At 43.3% G+C, this 25,816-nt stretch carries 23 protein-coding genes; 16 read left to right on the top strand and 7 right to left on the bottom strand.

The window, feature by feature from the left end; translation table 11 throughout:
• The first annotated feature begins 5 nt into the window (after positions 1 to 5).
• On the top strand, positions 6 to 575 hold the full coding sequence (locus ABH008_RS11035) for a transglycosylase SLT domain-containing protein (protein ID WP_347989905.1): 570 nt from the start codon (positions 6 to 8) through the stop codon (positions 573 to 575).
• A 92-nt stretch (positions 576 to 667) separates the two neighbouring features.
• Here ABH008_RS11035 and ABH008_RS11030 read toward each other — a convergent pair whose 3' ends face one another.
• Positions 668 to 2,305 (bottom strand): hypothetical protein, encoded by a 1,638-nt coding sequence (locus ABH008_RS11030; protein WP_347989904.1) that lies wholly within the window; start codon positions 2,303 to 2,305, stop codon positions 668 to 670.
• A 329-nt stretch (positions 2,306 to 2,634) separates the two neighbouring features.
• Here ABH008_RS11030 and ABH008_RS11025 point away from each other — a divergent pair, with 329 nt between their 5' ends.
• Entirely contained in the window at positions 2,635 to 2,829 is a 195-nt protein-coding gene (locus ABH008_RS11025; protein WP_347989903.1) for a (2Fe-2S)-binding protein, read from the top strand.
• Between the two features lie 48 nt (positions 2,830 to 2,877).
• Here ABH008_RS11025 and ABH008_RS11020 read toward each other — a convergent pair whose 3' ends face one another.
• A complete protein-coding gene (locus tag ABH008_RS11020; RefSeq protein ID WP_347989902.1) occupies positions 2,878 to 3,621 on the bottom strand; it encodes a S24 family peptidase in 744 nt (247 codons plus the stop codon).
• Positions 3,622 to 4,136: 515 nt separating this feature from the next.
• Here ABH008_RS11020 and ABH008_RS11015 point away from each other — a divergent pair.
• From ABH008_RS11015 to ABH008_RS10995, 5 genes are all read left to right on the top strand, one after another.
• The gene (locus tag ABH008_RS11015) at positions 4,137 to 4,985 is read left to right on the top strand and encodes a hypothetical protein (RefSeq protein ID WP_347989901.1); all 849 of its coding nucleotides are present in this window, start codon (positions 4,137 to 4,139) and stop codon (positions 4,983 to 4,985) included.
• The gene (locus ABH008_RS11010) at positions 4,951 to 5,403 is read left to right on the top strand and encodes a hypothetical protein (RefSeq protein WP_347989900.1); all 453 of its coding nucleotides are present in this window, start codon (positions 4,951 to 4,953) and stop codon (positions 5,401 to 5,403) included. The genes ABH008_RS11015 and ABH008_RS11010 overlap by 35 nt, the downstream gene beginning before the upstream one ends.
• 229 nt (positions 5,404 to 5,632) lie before the next feature.
• Complete coding sequence (locus ABH008_RS11005) at positions 5,633 to 5,902, top strand: hypothetical protein (protein ID WP_347989899.1); 270 nt, start codon at positions 5,633 to 5,635, stop codon at positions 5,900 to 5,902.
• Between the two features lie 353 nt (positions 5,903 to 6,255).
• A complete protein-coding gene (locus tag ABH008_RS11000) occupies positions 6,256 to 6,603 on the top strand; it encodes a hypothetical protein (protein ID WP_347989898.1) in 348 nt (115 codons plus the stop codon).
• 302 nt (positions 6,604 to 6,905) lie between these two features.
• Complete coding sequence (locus tag ABH008_RS10995; protein WP_347989897.1) at positions 6,906 to 8,045, top strand: DEAD/DEAH box helicase; 1,140 nt, start codon at positions 6,906 to 6,908, stop codon at positions 8,043 to 8,045.
• Positions 8,046 to 8,212: 167 nt separating this feature from the next.
• Here ABH008_RS10995 and bfr (ABH008_RS10990) read toward each other — a convergent pair whose 3' ends face one another.
• Positions 8,213 to 8,695, bottom strand: coding sequence for a bacterioferritin (bfr, locus tag ABH008_RS10990; protein WP_347989896.1), 483 nt, complete (start codon positions 8,693 to 8,695; stop codon positions 8,213 to 8,215).
• Positions 8,696 to 8,715: 20 nt separating this feature from the next.
• Positions 8,716 to 9,195, bottom strand: a complete 480-nt coding sequence (gene bfr / locus ABH008_RS10985; RefSeq protein ID WP_347989895.1) for a bacterioferritin — start codon at positions 9,193 to 9,195, stop codon at positions 8,716 to 8,718.
• 475 nt (positions 9,196 to 9,670) lie between these two features.
• Between bfr (ABH008_RS10985) and ABH008_RS10980 the strand changes: the two genes are divergently transcribed.
• The 9 genes from ABH008_RS10980 to ABH008_RS10940 all read left to right on the top strand — a co-directional run bounded on the left by ABH008_RS10980 (position 9,671) and on the right by ABH008_RS10940 (position 20,672).
• A complete protein-coding gene (locus tag ABH008_RS10980) occupies positions 9,671 to 10,357 on the top strand; it encodes a hypothetical protein (RefSeq protein ID WP_347989894.1) in 687 nt (228 codons plus the stop codon).
• 334 nt (positions 10,358 to 10,691) lie between these two features.
• Positions 10,692 to 12,662 (top strand): EAL domain-containing protein, encoded by a 1,971-nt coding sequence (locus ABH008_RS10975; protein WP_347989893.1) that lies wholly within the window; start codon positions 10,692 to 10,694, stop codon positions 12,660 to 12,662.
• Between the two features lie 260 nt (positions 12,663 to 12,922).
• A complete protein-coding gene (locus tag ABH008_RS10970; RefSeq protein ID WP_347989892.1) occupies positions 12,923 to 14,206 on the top strand; it encodes an HD-GYP domain-containing protein in 1,284 nt (427 codons plus the stop codon).
• 199 nt (positions 14,207 to 14,405) lie between these two features.
• Positions 14,406 to 15,665: an HD-GYP domain-containing protein gene (locus ABH008_RS10965; protein ID WP_347989891.1), complete on the top strand. Its 1,260-nt coding sequence runs from the start codon at positions 14,406 to 14,408 to the stop codon at positions 15,663 to 15,665.
• 237 nt (positions 15,666 to 15,902) lie between these two features.
• Positions 15,903 to 16,937, top strand: coding sequence for an IS110 family transposase (locus ABH008_RS10960; RefSeq protein WP_347985910.1), 1,035 nt, complete (start codon positions 15,903 to 15,905; stop codon positions 16,935 to 16,937).
• Between the two features lie 1,260 nt (positions 16,938 to 18,197).
• Positions 18,198 to 18,530 carry a hypothetical protein gene (locus ABH008_RS10955; protein ID WP_347989890.1) on the top strand — a complete coding sequence of 111 codons (333 nt, stop codon included), beginning with the start codon at positions 18,198 to 18,200 and terminating at the stop codon, positions 18,528 to 18,530.
• A 321-nt stretch (positions 18,531 to 18,851) separates the two neighbouring features.
• Complete coding sequence (locus ABH008_RS10950) at positions 18,852 to 19,127, top strand: hypothetical protein (RefSeq protein WP_347989889.1); 276 nt, start codon at positions 18,852 to 18,854, stop codon at positions 19,125 to 19,127.
• 219 nt (positions 19,128 to 19,346) lie between these two features.
• Positions 19,347 to 19,940, top strand: coding sequence for a hypothetical protein (locus tag ABH008_RS10945; RefSeq protein WP_347989888.1), 594 nt, complete (start codon positions 19,347 to 19,349; stop codon positions 19,938 to 19,940).
• Between the two features lie 315 nt (positions 19,941 to 20,255).
• Complete coding sequence (locus ABH008_RS10940) at positions 20,256 to 20,672, top strand: hypothetical protein (RefSeq protein WP_347989887.1); 417 nt, start codon at positions 20,256 to 20,258, stop codon at positions 20,670 to 20,672.
• Between the two features lie 14 nt (positions 20,673 to 20,686).
• Here ABH008_RS10940 and ABH008_RS10935 read toward each other — a convergent pair whose 3' ends face one another.
• Genes ABH008_RS10935 through ABH008_RS10925 form a run of 3 tightly spaced genes read right to left on the bottom strand, consistent with a single transcriptional unit; the run spans position 20,687 to position 25,311 of the window.
• On the bottom strand, positions 20,687 to 21,823 hold the full coding sequence (locus ABH008_RS10935; RefSeq protein ID WP_347989886.1) for an HD domain-containing phosphohydrolase: 1,137 nt from the start codon (positions 21,821 to 21,823) through the stop codon (positions 20,687 to 20,689).
• A 1-nt stretch (position 21,824) separates the two neighbouring features.
• Positions 21,825 to 22,823 carry a response regulator gene (locus ABH008_RS10930; RefSeq protein ID WP_347989885.1) on the bottom strand — a complete coding sequence of 333 codons (999 nt, stop codon included), beginning with the start codon at positions 22,821 to 22,823 and terminating at the stop codon, positions 21,825 to 21,827.
• A complete protein-coding gene (locus ABH008_RS10925) occupies positions 22,759 to 25,311 on the bottom strand; it encodes an ATP-binding protein (RefSeq protein WP_347989884.1) in 2,553 nt (850 codons plus the stop codon). Before ABH008_RS10925 ends, ABH008_RS10930 begins: the two co-directional genes overlap by 65 nt.
• Positions 25,312 to 25,816: the final 505 nt, after the last annotated feature.

Raw genomic sequence — 25,816 nt, 5'->3', positions numbered from 1 at the left:
ATAACATGATAGGAACAGATACCAGCAATGCAATACTTTTTAACTTTCAACCCAGCGGTGCTTCGGCACTAACTGTGCTGGCTGATAAGCTTAGCCAAACTGGCGTGACTGGCTCAACACAACTGGCTAAGCATGATAGCGCCAGAATATTATCTATTAAAGACCGTTTTGAACGCGCGGCGCTGGCAGTCCAACTACCACCCGCACTATTGGCGGCTATGGCCAGCCGCGAAAGCCGTTGCGGAGCGACGCTGGATAGCAACGGCTATGGCGACAATCAACATGCCTTTGGCATACTGCAAATTGATAAACGTTACCATACCCTGCAAGGCGTGGCAGATCCTCACAGTGATGCACATATATGCCAGGCCAGCACCTTACTTAACGCATTTCTGCAACAAATTACCTGTCATTATCCGCACTGGCCAGCAGCAAGACAATTACAAGCTGCCGTGGTTGCCTACAACGCTGGCGTTAAAAACGTAAAAACCCTGCAAGGCATGGATATTGGTACTACGCATAACGATTATTCTAACGATGTGTGGGCAAGAGCCTTATATTTTGCCGGTCATTAAACTGCTTATAAACAGCGTGCTGTTGGGTTAATTCAACACAGTTAACCCAACAATAGAAGCATTAAAACAATACGTCCTTATATAAGTGCCATTCAATTTGTCCAGGTAGCTAAATAATCATCCAACTTTAATCCTGAATAGGTTTGCATAAAATCAGCCGCCAAAACAGCTTTAATTTCCGGAAAATACTTAGAAGTTTTTGCTATAGCAATGCCATAATCAAACACACCTGGATAATATTCATAATTCGCTTTTAAAGTCTGGTTATCTAATAACTCTGCCAAATCGTAACTGTAATCTTTCACGGGTAACATAATAATGTCCGGCTGCCTGGATAAAATATAGCTGGCAGAGAAACCTTGTTTGGCTATGGTGCGATCATGCAGACCCACCAAATCTATAATAGTAATATCTGGAACTTGAGCAGAAATATAGCCATGCTCTGACGCAGCAAACACGATGCCTTTAGGCATACGCTTCAACAAATCACTGACTGTGGTAATGGCATTCCACCAGTTCAGCTCTGGCAAACTTGCTGTTACCGGTAATGCATAGTGTGATTTTGGCTGATAGGCAACCTGGGGTTTAATTGCCACATGCCCCCATAAATTGATCAACTTATGCTTAATAGGGTCGGATATCAAGATTGATAAACATAAAAACGAGACTAACAGCCTATAAAACACCACTTGGCTCGCATCGGTTTTTTGCTCAGTAGAGTCGGGCGTAGACAGTACAATAAAGCTGGCTAACACAATAAAAGGGATGGACGGCACATAATATCTGAAATTATGCCCCATAATTTGCGTAACCGTTGCCAGATAGGCAACCGTAATCAACAGCGGTATCAGAATTGCCGCAATCTGCCTGACGTGTTTAGCGACAATGTTATTAATGATAATCAGCACAAATGGGATAACCGTTACCAAAAAGAACAGCATTTGTTCCATTTGATTCCACACGCCCAGATAGCCTTTATAAAAACCAGTGCTTTTTGCATAGAAAGGTAGCGGAAGTACATCATTAAAAAGCACCAGTTTAAGCCCGCAATCCACTGCCAAAACCAGTACAAAGCCCAGACTATAGCTTAACGCATATTTCCATAGCGAACGATCAGTCGCCAACAAAAACAAGGGCGGAAATAATAAAGCGTAGATTCCGACATCAGGCCGGGTTAAATAACATAGATAGGCAATTAAGCCGCACAACAGCAAATTTAACTGGTTGGGTTTGCGACTGGTGATCACCACACCACACGCCAGCAAGGTATTAAGTAACACCGAAAAGGTGGTTTCCATGCCGGTATAACAATGGAATTTAAAAGGCGATTGCGATAAAAAAATAGGCACAATCAGCAGCGGTAACCAATAAGTACGTGATAGCTGATTCTGCATGGTCAGAAAACCCAAATAAACCATAGCCGCACAAGACAGTAACCCCGCCACACAAGAGGTGCCAGTCAGCAGCATGCCATCAGATACATGCATAAAACTGAGTAACGCGGTGATTAAAAACAAATACGCGGTACTGGTGATGCCATACACCGGGCCATCTTCCGCGTTCCAGGAAAAACCATGCCCATGCAACCAATTTTGACTATATCGAATATACATATAGGCATCGTCAAACAAGGTATGTCCAATTTCACTCGGCAGTAACAGAAAAAAGTAGACTAGGCTGCCTGTAACAAAAAGCGCGACTAAAAATCTTGAGGCTATAATAGATTGCATAGGGGTTCAACAAATATAAAAATACGGGGGGTGCCTGAATACACTTTTTATCACTCATGCAAACGCTGTTTATACCTATTATATCGATAGCTTAGGTTATGGCTGAGTTTATTGAAACAGCGTCCTCAAGTCTTTTGAGGCACCCTAACTGCAATTGCACTAAACCAGACTTAATTGGACGCGATCAATAGGTGATGGAGGGGAAATTCATTATAAAGTGAGCAGATGACAATTTTATTAATTAAATCACACTTTAACCGCCCTAACCACTTGACAAACACCCAGAACTAAATGAGAATGCTTCTCAACAATAGTTTGTTGGAGCTTATATGTATATCTGTTTATGCCAAGGTGTCACAGAGCGTGATATTGAACAATCTGTTAATAACGGTATCTGCACCACTTTTCAAGATTTACGTCAGGAATTGCAAGTGAGTGTGGATTGCGGTCGCTGTTCTCACGCGGCACGGCAATGCCTGAAACAGGCCAAAAAAAACAGCAGCCAAACACGTCAGGCAGCCTGAAGCTTATCCAAGGGATAAGCCCAGGCATATTGCCGCTTTGCGCTCAATTTACCTAACCACCGACCACCAGAACACTCTGCCTAATACTTTAAAATTCAACAGCTCCTCATAACTCACCTGTTCATCCGGCCATTCAAGCTGATTATAACTGCGTAGGCGGATACTGCCTCCCGGCAAATTGTAGAGTATTTTTACGCGCAAATTCCCGAAATGGTCAATGGCATAAATATCTCCATCTTTAATTTCAGTATGTTGCGTATCAATACCCAATACCGCACCTTCCGGTAATACGGGTACCATACTGTTACCTTCCATAACCCAGCCATATGCCGCTGATTCGGCTATTCCGAGTTTATGTAATAAGGCTTTGGAAAATCTAAGTTTATGCTCGGTTGGCTGTGTCATTTCAGTACGCTGCGCCCCTGCGGATAAGTGTTGAGGAGTTAAAAAATCGAGCAATACATCGTCGCTATGCTCATCTGATTCATCATCATATAAGTCTAAAATACCTAACAATTGGTGGCCGACAGGCAATTTTTCACCCTTACGCAGCGCCTGATATTCCTCGGCAGTATGCAGCGTATCCATCCAGGCTTTGGGTAAATTTAATTTGGTTTCTATTTTACGCGCCATCAAATCACCCAAACTGCGCTTGGTCGTCGCGCTAAATATTTGGCTAATATACGCGGGTGCTGTATCCACTTTTAAGGCAAACGCCCCTTGGCTTAAGCCAGATTCAGCAATCAGCAACCTGAGATTACGCACCCGTATTTCTTTAATAGTGTATGTCATCAATTTCCCCTAATCGGACCGACAACCAAATCAACCATTGAGTGCCAGTGCTTTTTTATCTAACAGGCTATTAAAGTCTGCATGTACCCATGTCGTGGAAATACACCGACAATTTAATCTTGCCCGACTTATCTGGCAGCCGCTTCAAGTTCTGTTAGCAGCGCTACCAGCAAGTGGTTAACATTTAAAGCCTTATTTAGCATAATAGCAATGTGCATTACGCTAAATTTGCTTGATTTATATTTAGCGTTACGCTATATTGTGGTCATATAAACCTTTTACAGCACTAAAATCGCCCGTAAAAGTTAGCATAGGCGTAAATTTTGCCGTGCAAAATATTTAGCACAAGCTTTAGCGTTATACCGCTGGCAGACCGGGAAAATGTCTGCTGCATGGTCTACCCCACCTGCCCGGCAGTCATTGCCGGGCTTTTTTGGGTAGTCTGTTGATAGGCTCAAATAACAAACGGGTACTTTATTAGCACGGGCACCCAACACTATTTTAAGCAGGAATGTATGAGAACTTGTTGGAATAATGAGGAAGACGATGCCTTGCAAGGCTTGCCGTTACGGGCTCAGATTATCTATTTACGCGGCATTCGCCGTTATATGGATTATGGCACCCGCATTAGCGGCGGCAGTAAGCGCCGTATTAGCCTACTGATGCTGGCAGAAATCGTTCAAGAATGGATTAACCGTCAGGTGCAGCCCAAAGCCAGTAAAGATAGTATTCGCGCCTCTATCGATCAATTAAAAAGAGCGGGGTTAATTGAACGTATTCCAGATCCTGATTATCTGATTTTTTTCCTGCCGAAAGCCGATATCGATAAATTTGCGCAAAATAAATACCCCACAAGCGCACCAGTAGCCGACCACAACCACTACCCGCAGGCGCAAACTAGCATTGCCGCAGATTCGGCAGCCAAGCATACGCCAACCAGCCTGCCCTTAGCACAGTTGCACCATCCCACACATCAAAATACAGGTATTCAGGAATCTAATTCTCTACCTGAAGGTAGAGATAATAGTAGTTCCACCACCAAACGTTCGGCATTAACGCCGTATCAAGCGATTGTGGATTTGTATCATGAATGTCTACCTGGGCTGCCAAAAGTATACAAGCTTAACGACCCGCGCCGGCGTCGCATTAAAGCCTTATTCGAGGATGAACTGGACGACCTGCAAAGTTGGCAAAATTATTTTCGGCATATCAGCCGTTCCGATTTTTTAATGGGACGCTGTGCTGGGCGTGATGGCCAACCGTTTTTAGCGTCGTTCGATTTTATTATTCATCCGGTCAAGTTTATTAAGATTGCAGAAGAGCAATATCATGGCAAAAAAATTCAAAAACGCCCCAACGCTTAATGACTTAAGCCAGCCGCTAGCAGCGCTTAGCCTGCAGGAGTATATCAATCTGCATGCGGCAGACGTATTGTCACCACACCCCTTTATGGAAGGGGCCTCTACATTACGCTTTTGGCAGGAAACGTTTCAACCTGTGCGCTCGGGGGAAGGCAAACGCTGGATCAATGACACCCTGCGCTGGCCTTACGCCGAACGCCTCATTTATCTTTCCAGAGAGTTCCGGCAATTAGATACACGTTACCAACGTTACATCCTGAAAGCAGCAAAAGCACATATTTGGTGGCGTGGCGACGATAGCCAACGTTTTCAAGCCATCGTCGCAGCGCATCTAAACTATCGCAAGCTGAATGAAACGGAACGCCTGCATTACCGAAAACGCCTGATGCAGGCTGCTCAACAGCTGTTACGTAATGGATAACCCGGCCATAACTAACAACTCAGCATAAAGCCAAGTATTTATAGCATTTGCACTGTAAGGAAGCACATCGCCAATTGCCACAGATGCGCTGTACCTTGTTAGGCACATCCTATCACTCATTGATTTTAATTATAAAAAACGACGCTAACGAGTGAGTGAATTTTAGCTTAATCGAAATCTGAACATACCCATTTCTTAAACCACGCACTACCCTATGAAAGGAGCAAACATGGAATCATTAGACAGTCAATTTCAACGCCGCGCCATCGTTGGTGATCGACACTTTATTCTCGCCCACCCCGAACAACCTGATCAATGGGCTTTGGCGGGCCCTATTATTACGGCTGAAGATGAGCAAGGAAATCGTAGTTATGGCGCAGCACGCACCATCAGTACTTCAGCCCTTAAAGCCTGGGCGCAAACTCATAATCGACGCTTTACTATTATCGAAAAATTCCCTGTCATCCGCAGAGGTATTACAGAGTTAATTGCCGCTTAAGTGCGTAAGCATAATGCGTGTTTTGCATTTTAATGACACGGCAGACCATGCTTGAGCAAAGAAAATTTCTAACGTGCATATCAATGCTATTAGTTGCCCGCATTTTTTAGTAAACTAGTCACTGAGTTAAGTGACCGCTACTGTATACCTTTGTGGTAAACCTTTAGTCTTCGCTTAGCAAAGCGCTGTCAAAGCATACAGGTATACAGTACGCGTTAACTGATGTAACGGATAAGAACCCACACATTAAGTTAATTATAATAGCTAAGTGTATAAAAACAATGTAAACTTAGATGTTTTGTCCACACTAAGACATTGGATTGAATAAGTCCACGCTACATAAAGAGGCTACTATGCAAGAATTTAAACCCGGCCCCTATACCGAAATCGCCAGCACTGCCACCGGAATCGCCTTGTGGGAATTTATGAACCAAGCCGAAACCCTAGTCATATTACAAACCACTACTGCTAACCGCCGCCCTGCAATCGAAGGCATACAAGAGCAGTTATGGAAACAATTTGGCAAAGCCATTAAAGCAGATTTATGGTTAAGAATGATTAACCGTATGCTAAGACAAGTCATGGAACAGAACGGCTATAAACGAGAACCCAGACCAATGAAAATCATTGATGGCAAATTATTTACGACCGGTACACGCTATCAACCAAGCCAAAAACCAGCCATTACAGATAGCGAATAACTTATAAAACCAGCCTATCTACTTGCATTTGATTACCCTCTGGCTTAATGACTATTTAGACATTCAAACCGAGCAAAGCAAGTGGATGCGTAAGCCGCACAACGTAACCCACCGTCAACAAAAAATAACCGCTACACAGCATTAATCCTAACCGCCATAAATGAGTTAGGTTGCGACGGGAGCCACCTGCCGCTATGAATATATAATTGGTTACAAAAGTTTTTGCAGCCTATTTTCTTTACACAAAACACCAACCCCAGATTGGTGTACTATCTGCTTATTTATTTCTATTGAGAGAATCTATGCCCTTTACCCAACTTGGCTTATCCAGCGCTTTGCTAAATGCTGTGACAGAAGCCGGTTACACCACACCCTCCCCTATTCAATCCCAAGCCATCCCCGCCATACTAGCAGGGCATGATGTATTGGCCGCCGCTCAAACCGGCACCGGCAAAACCGCCAGTTTTACCCTGCCTATTCTGCACAAACTCAGCCATATTCATCACGAGCGCAATCGTCCAGTTAGAGCTTTAATACTGACACCAACCCGCGAACTGGCAGCTCAAGTGGGCGAATCTGTCGTAAAATACGGCTCTCATCTACACCCGCGTATAAAATCCGATGTCGTGTTTGGTGGCGTTAAAATTAATCCACAAATGATGCGACTGCGTGGTGGTGTAGACGTGTTAACAGCCACGCCAGGACGCCTGTTGGATTTATGCCAGCAAAATGCGCTGAAACTGGATAAAGTGGAGATTCTGGTATTGGATGAAGCTGACCGCATGCTGGATATGGGTTTTATTAAAGACATACGCCGCATATTGGCCTTATTACCCAAAAAACGCCAAAACCTGTTATTTTCTGCTACTTTTTCCGCCGATATTCGTAAACTGACTGCCGATTTACTGCATAGTCCAGTCAAAATTGAAGTCGCGCCCGAAAACGCCACCGCCGACACCATTGAACAATTAGTGTATAAGGTCAACAAAGGTGCAAAAACTGCTTTATTGACCCATTTAGTCAAAACAAATAACTGGCAACAGGTATTGGTGTTTACCAGCACCAAACACGGAGCAAACAAACTCACCGAAAAACTCAATACCGCCGAGATTAGTGCCGCAGCCATCCACGGCAATAAAAGTCAGGGAGCCAGAACCAGTGCTTTGGCCGGTTTCAAACAAGGTAATATTCGTGTATTGGTGGCAACCGATGTTGCTGCGCGAGGCATTGATATTGCGCTATTACCGCATGTAGTTAATTTTGAACTGCCGCGTTCCTCCAGCGATTATGTACACCGTATTGGCAGAACCGGACGCGCCGGCCAAAATGGACAAGCAGTATCCTTAGTGTGTTCTGAAGAATACCAAGCACTCCGTCTGGTAGAAAAACTGATTGGCAACAAAATCCCCAGCCAGGAAGTCAGTGGCTTTGCCGCGCTATAAATCTAATTAATGTAGCCCGTATGTAGCGTAGCGAAATACGGGTGTCGGCCCAACATCGCTAACACCCTTTCAATCCAGGGCGTTAGCCTTAAAATCGCTAACACCCCAAGATTCAATCTAAGCTTTGTTTTAACCAAACATAGCCGTTATCTCAGAAACTATGTCCTTCATTCACCCGCCACCTCAATATGTGCCTGCAAATAATTCGGCAGGGTCACATCCTTAATCAGGCTTTGCTGGGTTTCCAACCAATCTATGGCTTGCTCACAATGTTCCAATAATTCTGTCAGTAAATCGCGACTCACAAAATCCTGATGTTCTTCACAAAGTGCCACTGCTTTAACCAATAAAGGCCGTTGAGTCTCTTTCTCGTTGTTAAGGTCACTTAACAAACATTCCACAATGTTTTCGCCAATAGACAGTTTTCCCAGATTTTGCAGATTGGGCAAGCCTTCCAGGAATAATATACGCTCAATCACCTTATCGGCTTCTTTCATTACCCGTATGGATTGTTTGTACTGAAAATCGTTGAGTTTTTCCAGACCCCAATTGCGAAACATCCTCGCATGTAAAAAATATTGATTAATCGAGGTCAGTTGGTTTTTAAGTACCTTGTTTAAAATATCCAGCACTTTTTTATCGCCTTTCATGGTATCGCTCTCCTTAAATGTTATAAACCTGGTTTCATTTGGCTTTGCACATAATTTTCAATACCGACCAAACTGATCAAATGCAATTGTTTTTCCAACCAGTAAGCATGATCCATTTCTGTATCATCCAATTGCAGCACCAGTATATCTCGGCTGACAAAATCTTCAGCTGCTTCGCAAGCGACAATGGCTTTTTTCAATTCACCCACCACCTGATATTCCACTGCCAGATCGGCTTTTAGCATTTCCTGCACCTGACTACCCACCTGAATGGCATGGCGTTTAACCATATCTGGCTTGCCTTCCAGAAATAAAATACGTTGTATCAGGGCGCGAGCATGTAACCGCTCATGCTCAGATTCATGCAGGGTTTTTTCGGCCAGATGCGGCAAGCCAAAATCTGCATACATTTCTGCATGGATTAAATATTGATCGGACGCACTTAATTCACCTGCCAGCAGATCATTCAGTATCCCCAGAATTTTTTTATCGCCTTTCATAAGTCTCTCCATAATAGTATTGAAACAATGCGAAACAACCCGTTTATTGCTTAGCCTATCTCAAGAACTGATAAGTATGGCAAAGATTGTAACCTGTCTGCCAAATGCGTCAACTACTAGATAGCAAATCAACACAGCTAGACACCGCTTATCTTGCGTAAAGCAAAAAGCTATAAATTTAGCGTTTTGCTAAATTTATGCTAAAATATTAGTCACTATGCAAGGTAATGGTCAGGCGGTTTAGGAAGTGTTAACGGAAGATGGCACATCAATCGCACAAGATTATAAATTCATATTCATCTAAGCCTTTAGGTATGGATGATCAAACCAACAACGGACATACTCGGAGTGACAAGGTGCTAATTATCCCTTTATGGGAATAAATTTTAGCGGTTCACCTCGCCCTCATAATCAGAGCTAAACCGCCAGGCGGGTGCGAAGCCCGTATTTATAGACTAGGTATTCAGGTGACTCAATGGCGACGATTTTTATTGATATTCAAACCATTCCGCTGCAAGATCCACAAATGATTGCGCATATCACGCAATCTATCAAACCACCAGCCACCTACAAAAATCCAGATAGCATTGCCAAATGGTATCAAGAAAATTTACATAAAGAAGCAGAGCGTCGCTACGTACAAACTGCACTGGATGGTCTGTATGGAGAAATATTTTCTATCGCCTGGGCAATAGACGATCAGGAAGTCATTGCCTTTTGGCGCGACGACCTATCCAGTGAACGCGGCTTATTACAAACCTTTATGGACGAAATGGCACAACTAGAAGATCACACCGGTCAACGGCGTTTCATCCGCCAATGGGTCGGTCATTACATTAGTGGCTTTGATTTACGTTTTCTCTGGCAACGTTGCGTCATTAATCGGGTGAAACCCAGCGTCGTCATTCCGCTGGATGCCAAACCCTGGGATGAGCGCGTTTTTGATACCCATACCGTGTGGAACGGCAGCTACCCAAACCAGGCTCAAACCGATTTGCAAAGCCTTGCGCAAGCGTTTGGTCTGCAAGATGGCAGTGCTAAAAAAGCCAGTAGCGTCTATCAAGATTGGCTGGCAGGTCGCTATGAGGCCATCGCCGACTTCAATCGTCAGTCGGTCAATCAGGCACGCAATTTATACCGACGCATGCATTTCATGGACTAAAACTATAGGCGGCAAACTAGACACATACTCTACAGAAGTTGATATTTCTGGTTTTGCCAATATAAAAATGACGGCTAGTCTACAAAACCAAGGAAATCTGATTGCTAGATAGTCAGCAGACAATTATGATGAAATTCACAGAAAACCGTCAAAAATTGAGAATTTGAACAAAAGTGCATAGCTTTTATCTATTAAAGATAAGCTCTAAAATGATTATTTTTAACATAAATCTTGGCAATAAGGTTGCATTTATGATGATTTACCCAGATAGATTCTGCTTATATACTTTTAATTTTTAAAGCTTATCCCCTGTAACGAATCTGGATACAGATAAATGAACGCTTGTTTTATTAACTGGCTAAAAGAATCTTCTAGAACCCGACTTTTGTTAAGCTCGGTATTGATGTGCGTTGCATTCAGTGAAATGCTGACCAGCGCACTCGCCCAACTACTAACCGGCGAAATTTCATCGGCTTTTCTGGTAACAGGTTTTATTACCTCTCTAATTGCCTCGCTGATTTTTATCAACGCACTGTCTATGCTACAAGGCCATCAAGCCAAACTACTGGAAGATAATCAATCGCTTAACGACAGCTTGATCGAAACCCAAAAAATGGCCTCAGAGCTGCATATTGCTGCAGCCATTTTTAATGCCTGGCAAAGCACCATTATTACCGATACCGAACGTAAAATTGTACGCGTCAACCAAGCTTTCATAGAAACCACAGGCTACAGCGCAGACGAAGTCATTGGACGCAGTCCTAATATACTCGCATCGGATCTGCACACCAGCAGCAAACTCTATACACAAATATGGGAACACATCGCCCGTAACGGCAGTTGGCAGGGCGAAGTTTGGGATAAACATAAAAATGGCGAAATTCACCCCAAACAACTCTCCATTACCTCCATTAAAAACGACTATGGCGAAATTACGCATTATCTGGGAACTTACCTGGATATGAGCCTCAGTAAACAAACTGCCGAGGAAATTGAACGCCTAGCCTTTTACGATCCATTAACCGGGCTACCCAACCGCCGCCTATTACAGGAACGTTTAAAACAGGCACTAGTCAGCAGTCATCGGCATCACCGCAAAGGCTGTTTATTGTTTATCGATCTGGATAACTTCAAAATTCTAAATGATACCTTAGGACACGATATGGGAGACATGCTTCTGCAAATTGTGGCAGAGCGTTTAACCTCTTGTGTGCGTGAAGGTGACACCGTTGCCCGTTTGGGAGGCGATGAATTTGTGGTGGTACTGGAAAATCTCAACGAAAATGTACTGGAAGCCGCTAAATATGCAGAACTTATCGGCAAAAAAATACAATCGGCCCTGCGTCAGCCTTATTTGTTAAATAGTTACGACTATCGCAGCACACCCAGTATGGGGGCCACCTTATTTAGCGGTCACGAACAAGGCATGGATGAATTATTGAAACAGGCAGATATCGCCATGTATCAAGCTAAAAATCTGGGGCGTAATGCCTTATGTTTTTTTGATCCGCAAATGCAAGCCACTATTACCGCCCGCGTAAAACTGGAAGCGGATCTTAGAGACGCGGTAAAACAGGGTGAATTTATTCTCTATTATCAACCACAGGTTAATCAACACAACCATACCATAGGTGCCGAAGTGTTAACCCGCTGGTTACACCCACAGCGTGGACTGGTACAACCCATAGAATTTATACAGTTAATGGAAGAGACTGGCTTAATACTGGCTTTGGGTCTCTGGGTTCTGGAAACCGCCTGTCAACAAATTAAAAGCTGGGAATCTTCTCCGCATACTGAACATCTGCAATTAGCTGTCAATGTCAGTGCGCACCAATTCCGTCAACCGGATTTTGTAGAAAACGTAGTGTCAGTCATCCAAACCACCTGCATCAATCCAGACCGCTTAAAACTGGAATTGACCGAAACGATGGTACTTGAGGATATTGATGACACTGTGTCTAAAATGAATGCACTTCGCGCTATTGGCGTGCGGTTTTCCATGGATGATTTTGGTACAGGCTATTCATCACTTTCTAGCCTGAAAAAACTACCGCTGGATCAACTTAAAATAGATCAAAGTTTTGTACAAGATATACTCATAGATCCGGATGACACCGTAATAGTGCAAACCATCATCGCCATGGCTAACCATTTAGGCATGGAAGTAATTGCCGAAGGTGTGGAAACCCACTCCCAGCGCGAGTTTTTGGAACAACATAACTGTCAAGTATGCCAAGGGTTTTTATTCAGTAAACCCGTGCCAGTGAGCGAGTTTGAAGCCTTGCTATTAGCTAAAGAGCTATAATCCACATAGAAATGTTAAGCGCCAGTGAACCACATCAATTCCCACCCAGCAACATTCATTATCACACCCAAATATAGACAGCCCCCATCAACAGCAAAGCCGAAGTCTCAGCTTCTAAACGAAATCACTTCTACAATTTGAAAAAATTGACTTACTAGGTATACTAGAAACGCTACCGCGGCAAAATGTATGACCGTAAATATTACTGCGTAGCACCATAATTGACACGCCTACCAAACTTCTCGTACAAGGTGACAGTTTTGTTGACAAACAATCATCATCACGTAATCGACACGATTGAATTAAAAAAAATCGATGTCCAAGATTTACAGATAGGCATGTTTGTGTCTGAACTGGACCGTCCCTGGCTGGAGACAAACTTCTGGTTTCAAGGCTTTCTTCTAAAAAATCAACAGGATATACAAGCCGTACAAGACCAATGCCACTATGTCTATATCGACGTTAGAAAACAGTCAACGCTAATACCGCAATATTCATCACCCCCTGCACCCACTCCCGAAAAAAAACCGGCGTTTTATAATCCTGTTCAACCAAACCGATCTGACGCATTTTTAAAACAACAAATCAACCACGCCGAAATTCTGCATCGCAATACCAGTACAGTAGTAAAAAGCTTTATGGAAGAGGCTAAATTTGGGCGTACCATTAATACAGTACTGGCCAAAAAATCGGTTGCCACTTGCGTGGATACTCTGTTCGAAGCGCCCAATACCTTATTGTTGATGACACAACTCAAGGCATTAGACAGCTATACCGCACAGCACAGCATGAATGTGTGCATATATGCGCTGGCATTGGGACGCCAATTAAATTTAAGCCGCACCGAGCTAAATAATCTGGGCTTATGCGGCATGATGCACGATATGGGAAAAATGCGCATCCCGTACGAAATACTCACCAAGCCTCATCACTTGTCGCGCGACGAAAGACTCATCATGGAAACCCATACCACAGAAGGCTCGCGTTTATTGATGAACACCACTGCCCTCTATAAAGAAGTGGTTGAGGTGGCTTATATGCATCACGAACGTCTGGATGGCATAGGCTACCCGCGCCAATTAAAGGCAACACAAATTACGCCGTATGCACAGATGGTGGCTATTGTAGATATTTACGATGCCATGACCAGTAACCGCGTATACCGGAAAGGTATGTCGCATTTAGATGCTATCAAAATCTTAAACGACTCCGCCCAGGCCGGGCATTTAAACCAGTACTATACCTTAAAGTTTATTGAATGCTTGGGCGTCTATCCGGTGGGTTGTCTGGTGCAACTACGCAGCGGTGAAATTGGTCTGGTGCTTGAAAGCAATCGAAATGCCAAGCTAAAACCTAAAATAATGATTTTAAAAGACGCCAACGATCGTTTATGTAACGAATATATTATCGATTTGGCCATGATGAGCGAGAACAACGCAGCACAGCATTATGAGATACAGAAAATAATACAGCCTGATGAATGTGGCATAGATTTGTTTAAATATTATGCATCCGGCTCCATCACCGGCTTTGAACTTTTCTAACGTTAAATGAGTCTCTCTGTTAACTAATTAACCGAGTTTCTCAAATATCATGCATACAATTAGTCTAGGCCTAAAACTGTGAATCGTCACAAAGAATTACTACTAAGTAGTAACACTCTACAGCTAATTACCTATAAAATGTATTGATAATAACAATAGCATGAGATAGCAATTCACTGTCATTAAGGATAGTCTAAATTTGAAAAAAACCGAACATCATCGCTGGATAAAAACTGTCGATCTTGTGCAGATAGATGTCAAAGATCTAAGAGTTGGGATGTATGTCTCAGAGTTGGACAGACCCTGGCTGGAAACTAACTTCTGGTTTCAAGGTTTTGAGATTAAAAACCAAGAAGACATAGATGCCGTGCAATCGCAATGCGCGTTTGTTTTTATTGATGTTAGCAAACAAACCAAAATCACCACTTATTCTACCCGCAGTACGGGGTACAGCAACGATTTTCTGCCCTCTTCGCCCGACTATACCTCACGCAGACAACTCACACAACAAATTAAAGAAACTGAAGTCCTACATCGCAAAACCAGTACGCTGGTTAAAAGCTTTATGGAAGAAGCCAAGTTTGGACGCCCCATCAACACCGTGGTTGCTAAACAAGCCGTGGCTAGCTGTGTAGATAACATTCTGCAAAGCCCCGATAATCTAATGCTGATGGCCATGCTGAAAAATCGGGACGAATACACCGCGCAGCACAGCATGAACGTGTGCATATTTGCAGTTGCCCTGGGTCGGCAAATGAACTTAAACCGTGAAGAACTCAATAACCTGGGTTTAAGCGGCATGATGCACGATATGGGAAAAATGGTCATTCCACCCGAAATTTTGAACAAACCCGGCCGCCTTACCGACGATGAAATGCGTGTTATGGAATCACATGCTGAACAAGGCAGGCGCATATTGATTGACTCGCGGGATATGTATTCCGGTGCCATTGATGTGGCACACATGCATCATGAACGTATGAATGGCACTGGCTACCCGCGTAAACTCAAAGCCGAACATATTACGCCTTTTTCGCAAATGGTTTCCGTTGTAGACGTATACGATGCCATTACCAGTGACCGCCCGTATAAGAAAGGCAAGTCGCATCTGGATGCGATTAAAATACTCACAGATATTTCTTCAGAGGGCCACCTCAACCCAAAACTAACCATGAAGTTTATCGCCTGCTTGGGCATTTACCCTGTTGGCAGCTTGGTAGAACTCACCAGTGGCGAAGTCGGATTGGTATTACATTCCAACCCCAAAGCCCGACTAAAACCCACCATATTGATTATACTGGATGCTAACAAACAGCCCTGTAACGAATATCTAGTGGACTTATCCATGGTCACTGAAAACCAGGGCGGCGAAGCGTTTCGAATTAAACAGCTATTACAATCAGATGAATACGGTGTTGATCTGTTTAAATATTATGAAAAAGGCTTGGTCACTTTTTAAACCGCAATACTGGCTTGGACGCTGCGCAAGCTAGGCCTGTATGGTGGGTTAGATGCGCAATTTTATTATCATCAAGCATTAAATTCTTTATCAGCGCATCCTAACCCACCAAGCCTATACGCAGCTAACCACCAACCTTAAAAACAAACAACCGCGTAGGATGATGGCATGGACTTCTCCCCACCCCTAACGGTGTCATAATGCACCTGGCAAATAAACAAGGGTAAGGAGAAATCCATGATCAAGAATAACGTAATTGGTTTAGATTTAGCAAAAAACATTTTTCATCTGGTGAGTTTTAATGCTGAACTGAAACAGATTAAAAAGAAAGTAAAGCGAGCGGATTTATTGTCGTACATAGCGAACTTGCCAGTCAGTATCATTGGTATGGAAGCCTGTGGAGGCTCGCATTATTGGGCGCGAGAAATCAAGAAACTGGGGCATGAAGTGGTATTGCTGAATGCCCGTTATGTGAAAGGGTTTGTGGTGGGCAATAAAAATGATTATAACGATGCAGAGGCTATTTGGACGGCAACACACCAACCGAAAAGACGAACAGTTTCGCTTAAGACGCTTGAGCAGCAAGATATTCAAATGCTGCATCGATTGCGTCAAAGTACAGTGGATGAACGGACGGCGGTGGCGAATCGAATTCGGGGTTTTTTAGGTGAGTGGGGAATTGTGCTGCCTATAGGCATCAATCAGCTCAGAACGCACCTCACTGAAATTATTGAAGATGCTGAGAATGGTTTAAGCGTGATCAGTCGAAATCTGTTTGCCAAACAGCTTGAAAAACTCAAGGAATTGGATAAAACGATCAAAGAGTATGATAAGCAGATTGATCAACTCTGTATTCAGAGCGAATTATGTCAACGATTTGTAGAGGTTCCAGGTATAGGAGCCATTACGGCTACTATGGCTGCATCGGATATAGGGGACGGTAAAGGCTATACCAAAAGCAAAAATTATGCAGCCAGTTTAGGCATTGTACCCAAACAGCACACGAGTGGTGACAAGGTGGTGTTGTTGGGTATCAGTAAACGAGGTAATGGCTATCTGCGAACTTTACTGATTCACGGCGCCCGATCAGTCTTGAAAAACTGCCAAGGTAAAACAGACTCGCTAAGTCGATGGTTGCAGGCGCTAATTGAACGACGTGGTTTTAACAAAGCGGCCGTCGCACTGGCCAATAAAAATGCCCGAATTTTGTGGGTAATGGCTACACAAAATAAGAGGTATGAGGTTAGGTCCGCCGATGTAGTCATGTCGTAGCGTGTAGGCCGGGTTATCCACGCCTTACCCAACACCTACACGTGATAGAAGGGTTCCGGTGTTGGGTAAGGCGTGGATAACCCTCAGTTGATATGATTAAAAGTGAATGGTGTAACACAGAGTAAAACAGATTGCGGAGGCAAGTAAATCCAATTGATGATAACAACAGGTCAGACCGGTGCTATTTATCCCGTTCAAGCACATAGATTTTAAAAATCGTTAGGATGTTTGTGGAAATAGCGCGCGAATACGTTCATCAAGGTTCAGTGGTTAAATTAATCAACCTCTAATTGAAACCGAATATATGGCGGCAATCTTGATTACTTTTGAAATCATTCATTTTGGTAAAATTTGTCTTGCAATAGGGGGGAAGTCCATATATGTGTTGAGCGCCAGCGAACCGCATCAATTCCCACCCAACAACCTACATTATCACAACCCATTACAGCAAAATTGAGAGCTATGCTTTCATTTTGAGATTGATGGCAGCAATTAAGGCTCATGATAGGGGTCGGAACGGCCGCCCTCCGAACTTTACGGGCAGTTCTCCTGCATACGGCTCTCCAGTTAGTAGTTTCCACATCGGGATTGGCAAGCTAATACATGAGCTTCTTTGAGTGAGAACAGCCCGCGTTCAGCAAAGTAGGCGTTTGTGCTTTACTCATCTACTTTCCTACCTTCCTTCCCTAGCATGGGTTATGTTGTCCCATGCGTCATCACTGTTTCTGGTTTTAGGTTCTGGAGGGGCTTCCTCTTTCTCGTTACCCAGTTTCCTAGGTTTGCTGACCCTAAGCAGTTTCAAAACTTACGGTACTATGAAGGCTCTGACTCCTGCAGGTGTTCTCTCGCACCCGCCGGTATCCCTGTTTATCTCGCATAAACTTCCGACCATTCCATCTCCAACCACTTGATGCGCCCACATATCGTTTTTTTTCATCGCCATGACAACGTATGTGATGAGTTTCAGGCTTCGCAGTACGCACGCGTGCTCGCCGCAACATCCCGCCGAATCGAGTTCGTTTCCTACGGACTGGTCTTTCATCTCCAGTTGCTCTCCACCCCACCTCGCGGTGACGCAGTTACTTTTGATTACGGAGTTATGGCATTCTCCGACCCGGACTTTCACCGTACTGTTTATGCGCCTTCACAGGCGCACGTGCGGTTCGTAAACTCACCACACTCTTCGATAACTGTATAACCCACTTGTGTTACCCCCTCTTTAACTTTATATTAAATAAAATACAACAAGGGATTTAACCAATGAAATTAAAAGAAAAAGATGTTGAAGTCGGTTATTTGTATTTAACCAATTTAAATCAGTATCGTGCAGTACTGGCCATGAAAGGTGAGTTTTTGATTTACGCACCCAGTTCAGAAGGCACTGCACCCTTAAACCCAAATGCGCCAGAAATGCCCTTTGAAAATATGCCGTTTAAGAAATGCCAAATCGTTACCTTTGCCAAAAAAGACTATCAAATTTTTGAATTCAATGGCAATCAAGCTGTCAAACATCAATTGAATTCGTTACAGCTAGCAGAAGCCGTAGCACAGTGTAATGCCAAGTCAGCGATTACCAGCCTGTTAGCAGAATAGCGCAAAAACCAGAAAATGCTTTGAAAACACCTCTTTCTTTGCATACAGACAGAACGTTGGAAACAGTTGTCACTCTTTTTTAAAATCTATGCGTTACTATATAGTCATTGCGCATTTTTACTCGGCATCCTTATTTTAAAACGAGTGGCTGCAACGCTAATTTCGAAAACGTGACAACATTACTTTTGGGAGCTTCGAAAAACCCGGCTTTTATGCTTCGACAGGGCTCTCCTGAGTTGTATCGAAGGGTGGTTTTTCGAAGTTACCTTTTATATGCCCCAGTAATTGCATTAAACTACCCATTAATCAACAGGCGTTAATATGAATCAAGTTTCCAACGACCTAGGCATCTCCATTGTCATTTTAGAAAGACTCAGCATAGAAACCATACCAAAAGCCAAAGGTATTCATGACAGGTTAATGGAGGGTGAGCTTTTAGATCATTGGGATCGACAGTTATTAGATGAATTTATTAAAGATGCCGAACAGATTATACCTTTGGTAGAACGCCATCCAGAATATCAGGATCTATACACCCAAGTTTTTCATTTATATAAACTGATTACTGATCAAGCCTTGTTAAATGAAAAATACTGACTCTTTGATGCCCATTAGTTTCAGTTACAGCGTATTCATCAATTAATTATTGAGGCACCCCGGCGAAACCCATCACGACAAGTGCTGGGGCGTTATCAGCAATGCCGTATGGCAGCACGGTTGCTATTTGCAATAAATTTAACTTTAATCTACAGTGTACGTGCTTTTTTACGGTTTATCATCGCCTCAACTCAATAACTCTCTAAAGAAGGAACTAGAATGCCTATTATATATAGCTTAGCAACCACAGTTGAAACACGGCAAATAGAACAAGAATACGAATTTAGAAACAAAAAAAAGAAATGGATTACAAAAACCAGACTAGTCAGCATACAAGAAACTATTAATACCTGGACATTACCTAAAGTAGACCGTAATACTGGAAAATTGCAACCTAGTCATGACAGCTCGATGCCTGATACCGAAGTACTGCGTTTAGCAAAACAAGGGATTGAACTGTTAACCATGCAAACCTTAACAACGGTCACTAAAACGAATGACAGTGACTTATTGGATCTTTATAAAAAGTTGACCGGTGAACGAACCGAATTTGTAACAGTCACCAAAGGTATTCATCAACGTTCGACAAAACCGCATATCACTGCACGCGTAGTTGGCGTTGATACTATTCATATCTGGCTGTCCACGGACGGCGGTGATCGTTTCGCATGGAAAGCCATCGGCATAACTGCATCAGAAGGCGGTTCGATGATACCACCTTGCGTAGTGCAGGGTGTGACCCGCAGAGGCAGTGTTTGCTTTGATGTATTAACAGCGGAAAGACTCCAAGCGGCTATTCAAGCGACGACGTAATAAGCGAACATAAATTGTTATTATCCCTGTTTCAGGCTAACGAAAATGGGTGGCAGTTCTTGGTAGGCTGACCCCATGACGTTGCAATTCGATTAGCTGAAGCTAATGCGTGAATCTGGGGCTTTCCAATCAGAATCACAGTAAGACGCCCCCCTTCATATCACCAGTCCAGCGTACAAATTCATATTAAATTGTAAAAATAGGTATTTATACGCATAGTAATTGCCAGTAGGGAAAGTAATAATTGCCAGTCATATAACCCAGCAACCAATTTGTCGGGTTATATGCATCAGCAGATGAAGTGGAGCGATAAAAATGTATTCTTATCAAATTATTAAATATGTATTTATTCTAATCGGGATAATGGTAGTCGCTCAAAATACCGCTCAGGCGAACATTGCATCGCCACTTATTTCATCCGTTAGCGAGGTATTTGCTAAACCACAGCAAACTATTACTATGGATGACAGTGGCTTAGGGCTGTTTGCTTCCTATACTAGCGAGTTTGATGTGGCCGCATGGAGCGAATCGCAAATCATTTTGTCGGGTAATTATGCGACAGACGACTGGCTGTTAACTAACGCTGATACTCTGACCACCCCACAAACGACCACTCCCTTCGCTATCAATCAAACCAGCTTAGATGCGGTACCGGCACCCGACGCTGTTTGGTTGTTTTTAACCGGATATATGGGGTTATTGGGTATCAATCGCCGAAAACACTCTAGTTAAAATACGCGATACTTTTATGTGTGGTCGTCATTAAAATGCTTCGCAATCTCTTGAAATTGATCACTAATCAGCAGCATGGCATCAACCATGTCTGGATCAAAGTGCCGCCCCCGTTCAGCGCTAATCATCTCAATAGCTTGATGATGAGGAAACGGTTCTTTATATACACGTCTGGAAATTAACGCATCATACACATCAGCAATGGCCATCAGCCGCGCTGATAAAGGAATACTCTCACCCGCCAGACCATTGGGGTAACCACTGCCATCCCAACGTTCGTGGTGGTGATAAGTAATCTCCTTGGCGTAGCGTAAAAAAGAATCTGAGTTTGCTCCCATGGCTGTTTGCGCACTCATCACTGCCGTATATCCATAGTAACAATGACAGCGCATAACCTGCCATTCTTCTTCTGTCAGTTTAGAAGGTTTAAGCAAAATGGCATCTGGAATACCCACTTTGCCAATATCGTGCAAGGGTGCCGATTTATACAGTAATTGAATGGCGTCATCATCCAGTAAATGCTGGAAACGGGGATGCTGTTGTAATTGTTTTGCCAGTACACGCACATAGTTTTGGGTTCGCCGAATATGATTCCCTGTTTCATTGTCCCGCGCTTCAGCCAGCGAACAGAATGCAATAATGGTCGCATCTTGAGCGGCCACCATATCCTGATGCAGGAGCAGTATCTTTTGCGTTTGTTCTCTGATTTTCTGGGTACGCTCATTGACCAGTTGTTCCAGATTTAGATTATGCAGCCTTAATTCAGCTCGAGCAGCACTTAAAGACAAATGTGTACGTACGCGTGCTAACACAACCGGCGCAGAAAATGGCTTATGAATAAAGTCTTCTGCGCCTAATTGCAAGCCAAATTCCTCATCTTTTGCACTATCCAAACTGGTGAGAAAAATTACTGGAATATGGCAAGTTGCGCTATTTTCTTTAACATAGCGACACACGCTAAAACCGTCCATGTCGGGCATCAGCACATCCAGCAAAATCAGATCGACCTGCCCTTCCCTATTAAAATAATCCAAGGCTTCACGGCCACTTTGTGCAGCAATTACCTGATAATGCCTGCTCAATAGGTCTTCTAGTATTAGCAAGTCGCTGTGTTGATCATCTACAATTAAAATACTGGGTTTATCGGTCATGTCAGCTTCCAATGGCACTCGCATTCAGTTCATTGATGAGTCTTTGTGTTAAATTTGTAAGCTCCATCGCCAGTTCCAGACAGTTGGAGTCTTGATTCTTTGCAGCCGTTTCGGTTGCGGCAGCCAAACTATGCACGGTTTGGGCTTTTATATTTCCACCGATACCTTTAAGGGTATGAGCCATGGCCATCAGGGTTTGATAATCCTGTGCCGATGAGGCAACAACCAACTTTTCTGGCATCGCATTAATACTGGTTAATACGGTACTTATTAGTTTAGTGATAAACGACTGGCGATAGTCAAAACGCTCATTCAGGGCTTGCCAATCTATCAGCGAATTGACATCGGACAGTGCTGTTTGTACTGTAAGCGGAGCAATAGGTTGTGACAGCTGACTTCTGTTTTGAATATAAGGCTGCAGTAAAGCCACTAATTGCAGAATATCTATTGGTTTGGTCAGGTAATCGATCATTCCCGCAGCCAGACAATGCTCTCGTTCATCGGCCATTGAATTGGCGGTTAAGGCAATCACCGGAAAATCGGGCTTTAGCTCCCTGATACGTTGCGCCAACTCATAGCCGTTCATATTAGGCATTTGAATGTCGGTAATTACCACATCAAAGGCCTTAAATCCCATTTCTTGCAAAACAGTCAGTGCCTCTATGCCATCGTTAGCCAAGGTAACACTTGCACCTTCCTGTCTGTCCAGAATCTCATCCAGCACCACCTGATTAACCATATTATCTTCCACCGCTAATATGCGTAAGCCTTGCAGACGTTTAAATTCTGTAGGCACAACAATATCCTTATCAGGCTGTTGCAGACAGGCGCGTAATAAACTATGGACTTGAATGGGACGACTAATTAAGGTTGCCAGCCTGAGAATTGAATTAGGCAAATGCGTCTCGTGGCCAGGAATGCTGGCCAGTACCAATTTAGCTATTCCCTGATTCTTTAACGCCGGATGCCGTAAGTGCGGCTTGTACTGGCTGCGTTTCATAATCAGAAAAGCCAGCAATACACAAATATTCATTGCTTTCAGGCGGTGGCTTCAGAGCAACGGGTTCATCCAAGGGCAAGTGCAGAGTAAATAGCGAACCTTGTCCCAACTGGCTTTTCACGAGGATAGTTCCGCCCATTAATTGCGCTAAACGCTGACTAATTACCAAGCCCAAACCACTGCCGCCAAAGCGGCGCGATGTACTGCCATCCGCTTGTTCAAAAGGCATAAACAATTTGGCTATTTGTTGTTCCGTAATGCCGATACCACTATCTTTAACATGGAACATCAGCTCTGAACAGAAACCTTCCTCATGGCACAACATTTCTATGCATAGCGAAACTTGCCCTTGCTGGGTAAATTTTACTGCATTGGTCAGCAAATTAAGCAAAATTTGGCTAATTCGCAATTCATCACCCTTTAGATAAGTGGGTAAATCAGGCGGGGTACTGACAGAAATGTCCAATCCCTTCTCATAAGCCGTTGGCACCGTCATAATCATGACTCTTTCCAGTAAGTCTGTCAGCTCAAAATTTCGATATTCAATCAATAGTTTATTCGCTTCAATTTTGGAAAAGTCCAGAATATCGTTAACGACACACAACAGCAATCGCCCGGAATCGAGAATATGATGAAAAGTACCCTCGCATCGGCGTCCGCGATTCGCATTCATGCCAGTTTCAGCTAAGCCTAATATGGCATTCAACGGGGTTCGAATCTCGTGGCTCATGTTGGCTAAAAACACGCTACGTGCCTCGTTGGCGGTTTCTGCAGCTTTTTTAGCCGCTTCCAGCTCAATCGTGCGTTGTGCAACCAACTCTTCCAGATGATTGCGGTATTGGTTTAACTCCAACTCATTACGCTTGTGTTCGCTGATATCCACCCGTACAGCCAGATAGTGACTGATCGTACCATCATCCTGTTTAATAGGCGCAATGTGAGCATGTTCGGTATAAAACTCACCATTTTTGCGGCGATTAATAAACTCCCCTTTCCAGGCATCACCTTTTGTTAAAGTATCCCATAAGCTCGTATAGGTTTTAATCGGGGTTTTGCCCGATTTGAGCATTTTGCTTGTTTCACCTAAAAAATCTTCGCGTTGATAACCGGTAACATCCAGACAGGCTTGATTGACATATTCAATACGGCCTGTAGTGTCAGTTATCATAATGCTATCTGGAGTCTGTTCAACCGCCAATTGAAATTTATGTAAACTATTTTCCAACTCGATGCGTGCAGTAATATCTTGAATGGTACCCACAGACAGTTTTGCCTTATTCTGTACATCAAAATTACTCACACAGCGAGATTCGACATATTTAACCCGCCCATCTTTCATTAAAAGACGGTAAACCTTGTGCAGGGGCATGTTTTCCTGAGTTGCTTGACTAAAAGCCAAATTGACTTTGTCTCTATCATCTGGATGTACACTCTCCAAAAACAACTCATACGACATTTTAGTTAACTGCGGATCTATCTCAAAAATGTGATAGATTTCATCTGACCAGTTTAGATCTTTGCCAAATTTATCGAAAGTCCAGCAGCCAATATGTGCTAACTGTTGCGCGGCATTCAAGCGCATATCGCTCTCGTACAAAGATTTATCCAAGCGTTCATGCTGTTCAATAGACAAAACCAGTGCAATACCCACTATGGATAACACCATCAAATACAACCAGACGTTCATCAAACCGGTTTGCATGAGGTCATGGGCAAAATAACCAATTTGCAAGGCGGCACCCGTTAAGGCTTGCACCGTCGTTATCAATATAATTAATAAAGTACCGTGCCGACCAAAGCGCAAAGCAGCCCACACCAGCATTGCAAATACATAATAGCCTTTGGTGAATGCCCCAACACTTTGCTTAAACGCATCCAGAAAAATAATTTGGCCGATTAAAACTGTGACACCAAAACAAAGCAGGCTTTCCAGGCGACGCTGTTTAATCCACCCGTTTTCTGGTGGCTGTTGCCATATCAAAATCAAGGGAGTAACCAAAGCAATACCTAACTCATTGCCCATCCACCAATACAGCATATTGGTAAGCATCTGTTGCTGTGATGAGACGGCAATGACATAAAGCGTGGCAGAGGCCCATAAGGTATTGATGGAAACCGCCAGTGCACCACACCCCAAAAGCCGAAAATAATCCTGCAGAAAAACCAGCTTAAACTGCTTACCCGCTAAGAGTCTTGCTCCGACTATTGCTTCCAGGGTATTGCCGCAGGCAAGAGAAGCAGCCATTGGTAAATCAAGGTTTGCCAGTAGATTAGCAGTAAAAGCACCGATAAACACACCCGGCCAATATTTCTGCCCACCCAATAACAAAGCCGCCAAAGCAAGGCCACTGCACGGCCAAACCAGAGAAACCACATGATCTACGGAAAAAAAATCGATAGAAAGCTTACCCAACAAGGCATAGAGTAATGTCAGGACCAGTAAGAGAATAAGATAGTTATCACTGCGAATTAATTGTCTATAAGCCATTTTAACAATAAGTAAAAACAATCCTCTTTGAACAAAACAGAAATTGTCAGGTTATTTAAATAGACTTAAGTAAACAACCTAATTACTGCGTATATTAACTAACAAAATGCATTGATTAACCATCAATAATACTAGGGATTTAATAGGTAAATAATGGGTATATTTATTAACCATTATTTGTATATATAAGCAACTTTAGCAGAAATACGACTAGCCCAAACACTTTTTTATTAGCTGTCCGATAAACTGAGCCACCTGATTAAAAAAGGGTAGAAATGTGCAGCCCCACTGGGAACAGGGTTGTTGATTGTTACGCTCACCAGCAGCATAGCACAAAATGGGGCAATGCCTGAATGGCACCACCTTAACGAAAAATTATTTAATTTCAATCTGGTAGGTTTGGCTAGGCGCAAGCTTAACATCATATGTCAATTATTTAGGGCTATTTGTATTCTAGGGTTGGAAATAGAAAACATAACGGGCTCAGTTCCAATATTCCAACATC

This window comes from Methylomonas sp. AM2-LC (assembly GCF_039904985.1).
In the GTDB taxonomy this organism is placed as follows: domain Bacteria; phylum Pseudomonadota; class Gammaproteobacteria; order Methylococcales; family Methylomonadaceae; genus Methylomonas.
This window is presented reverse-complemented; position numbering and strand designations above follow the sequence as displayed.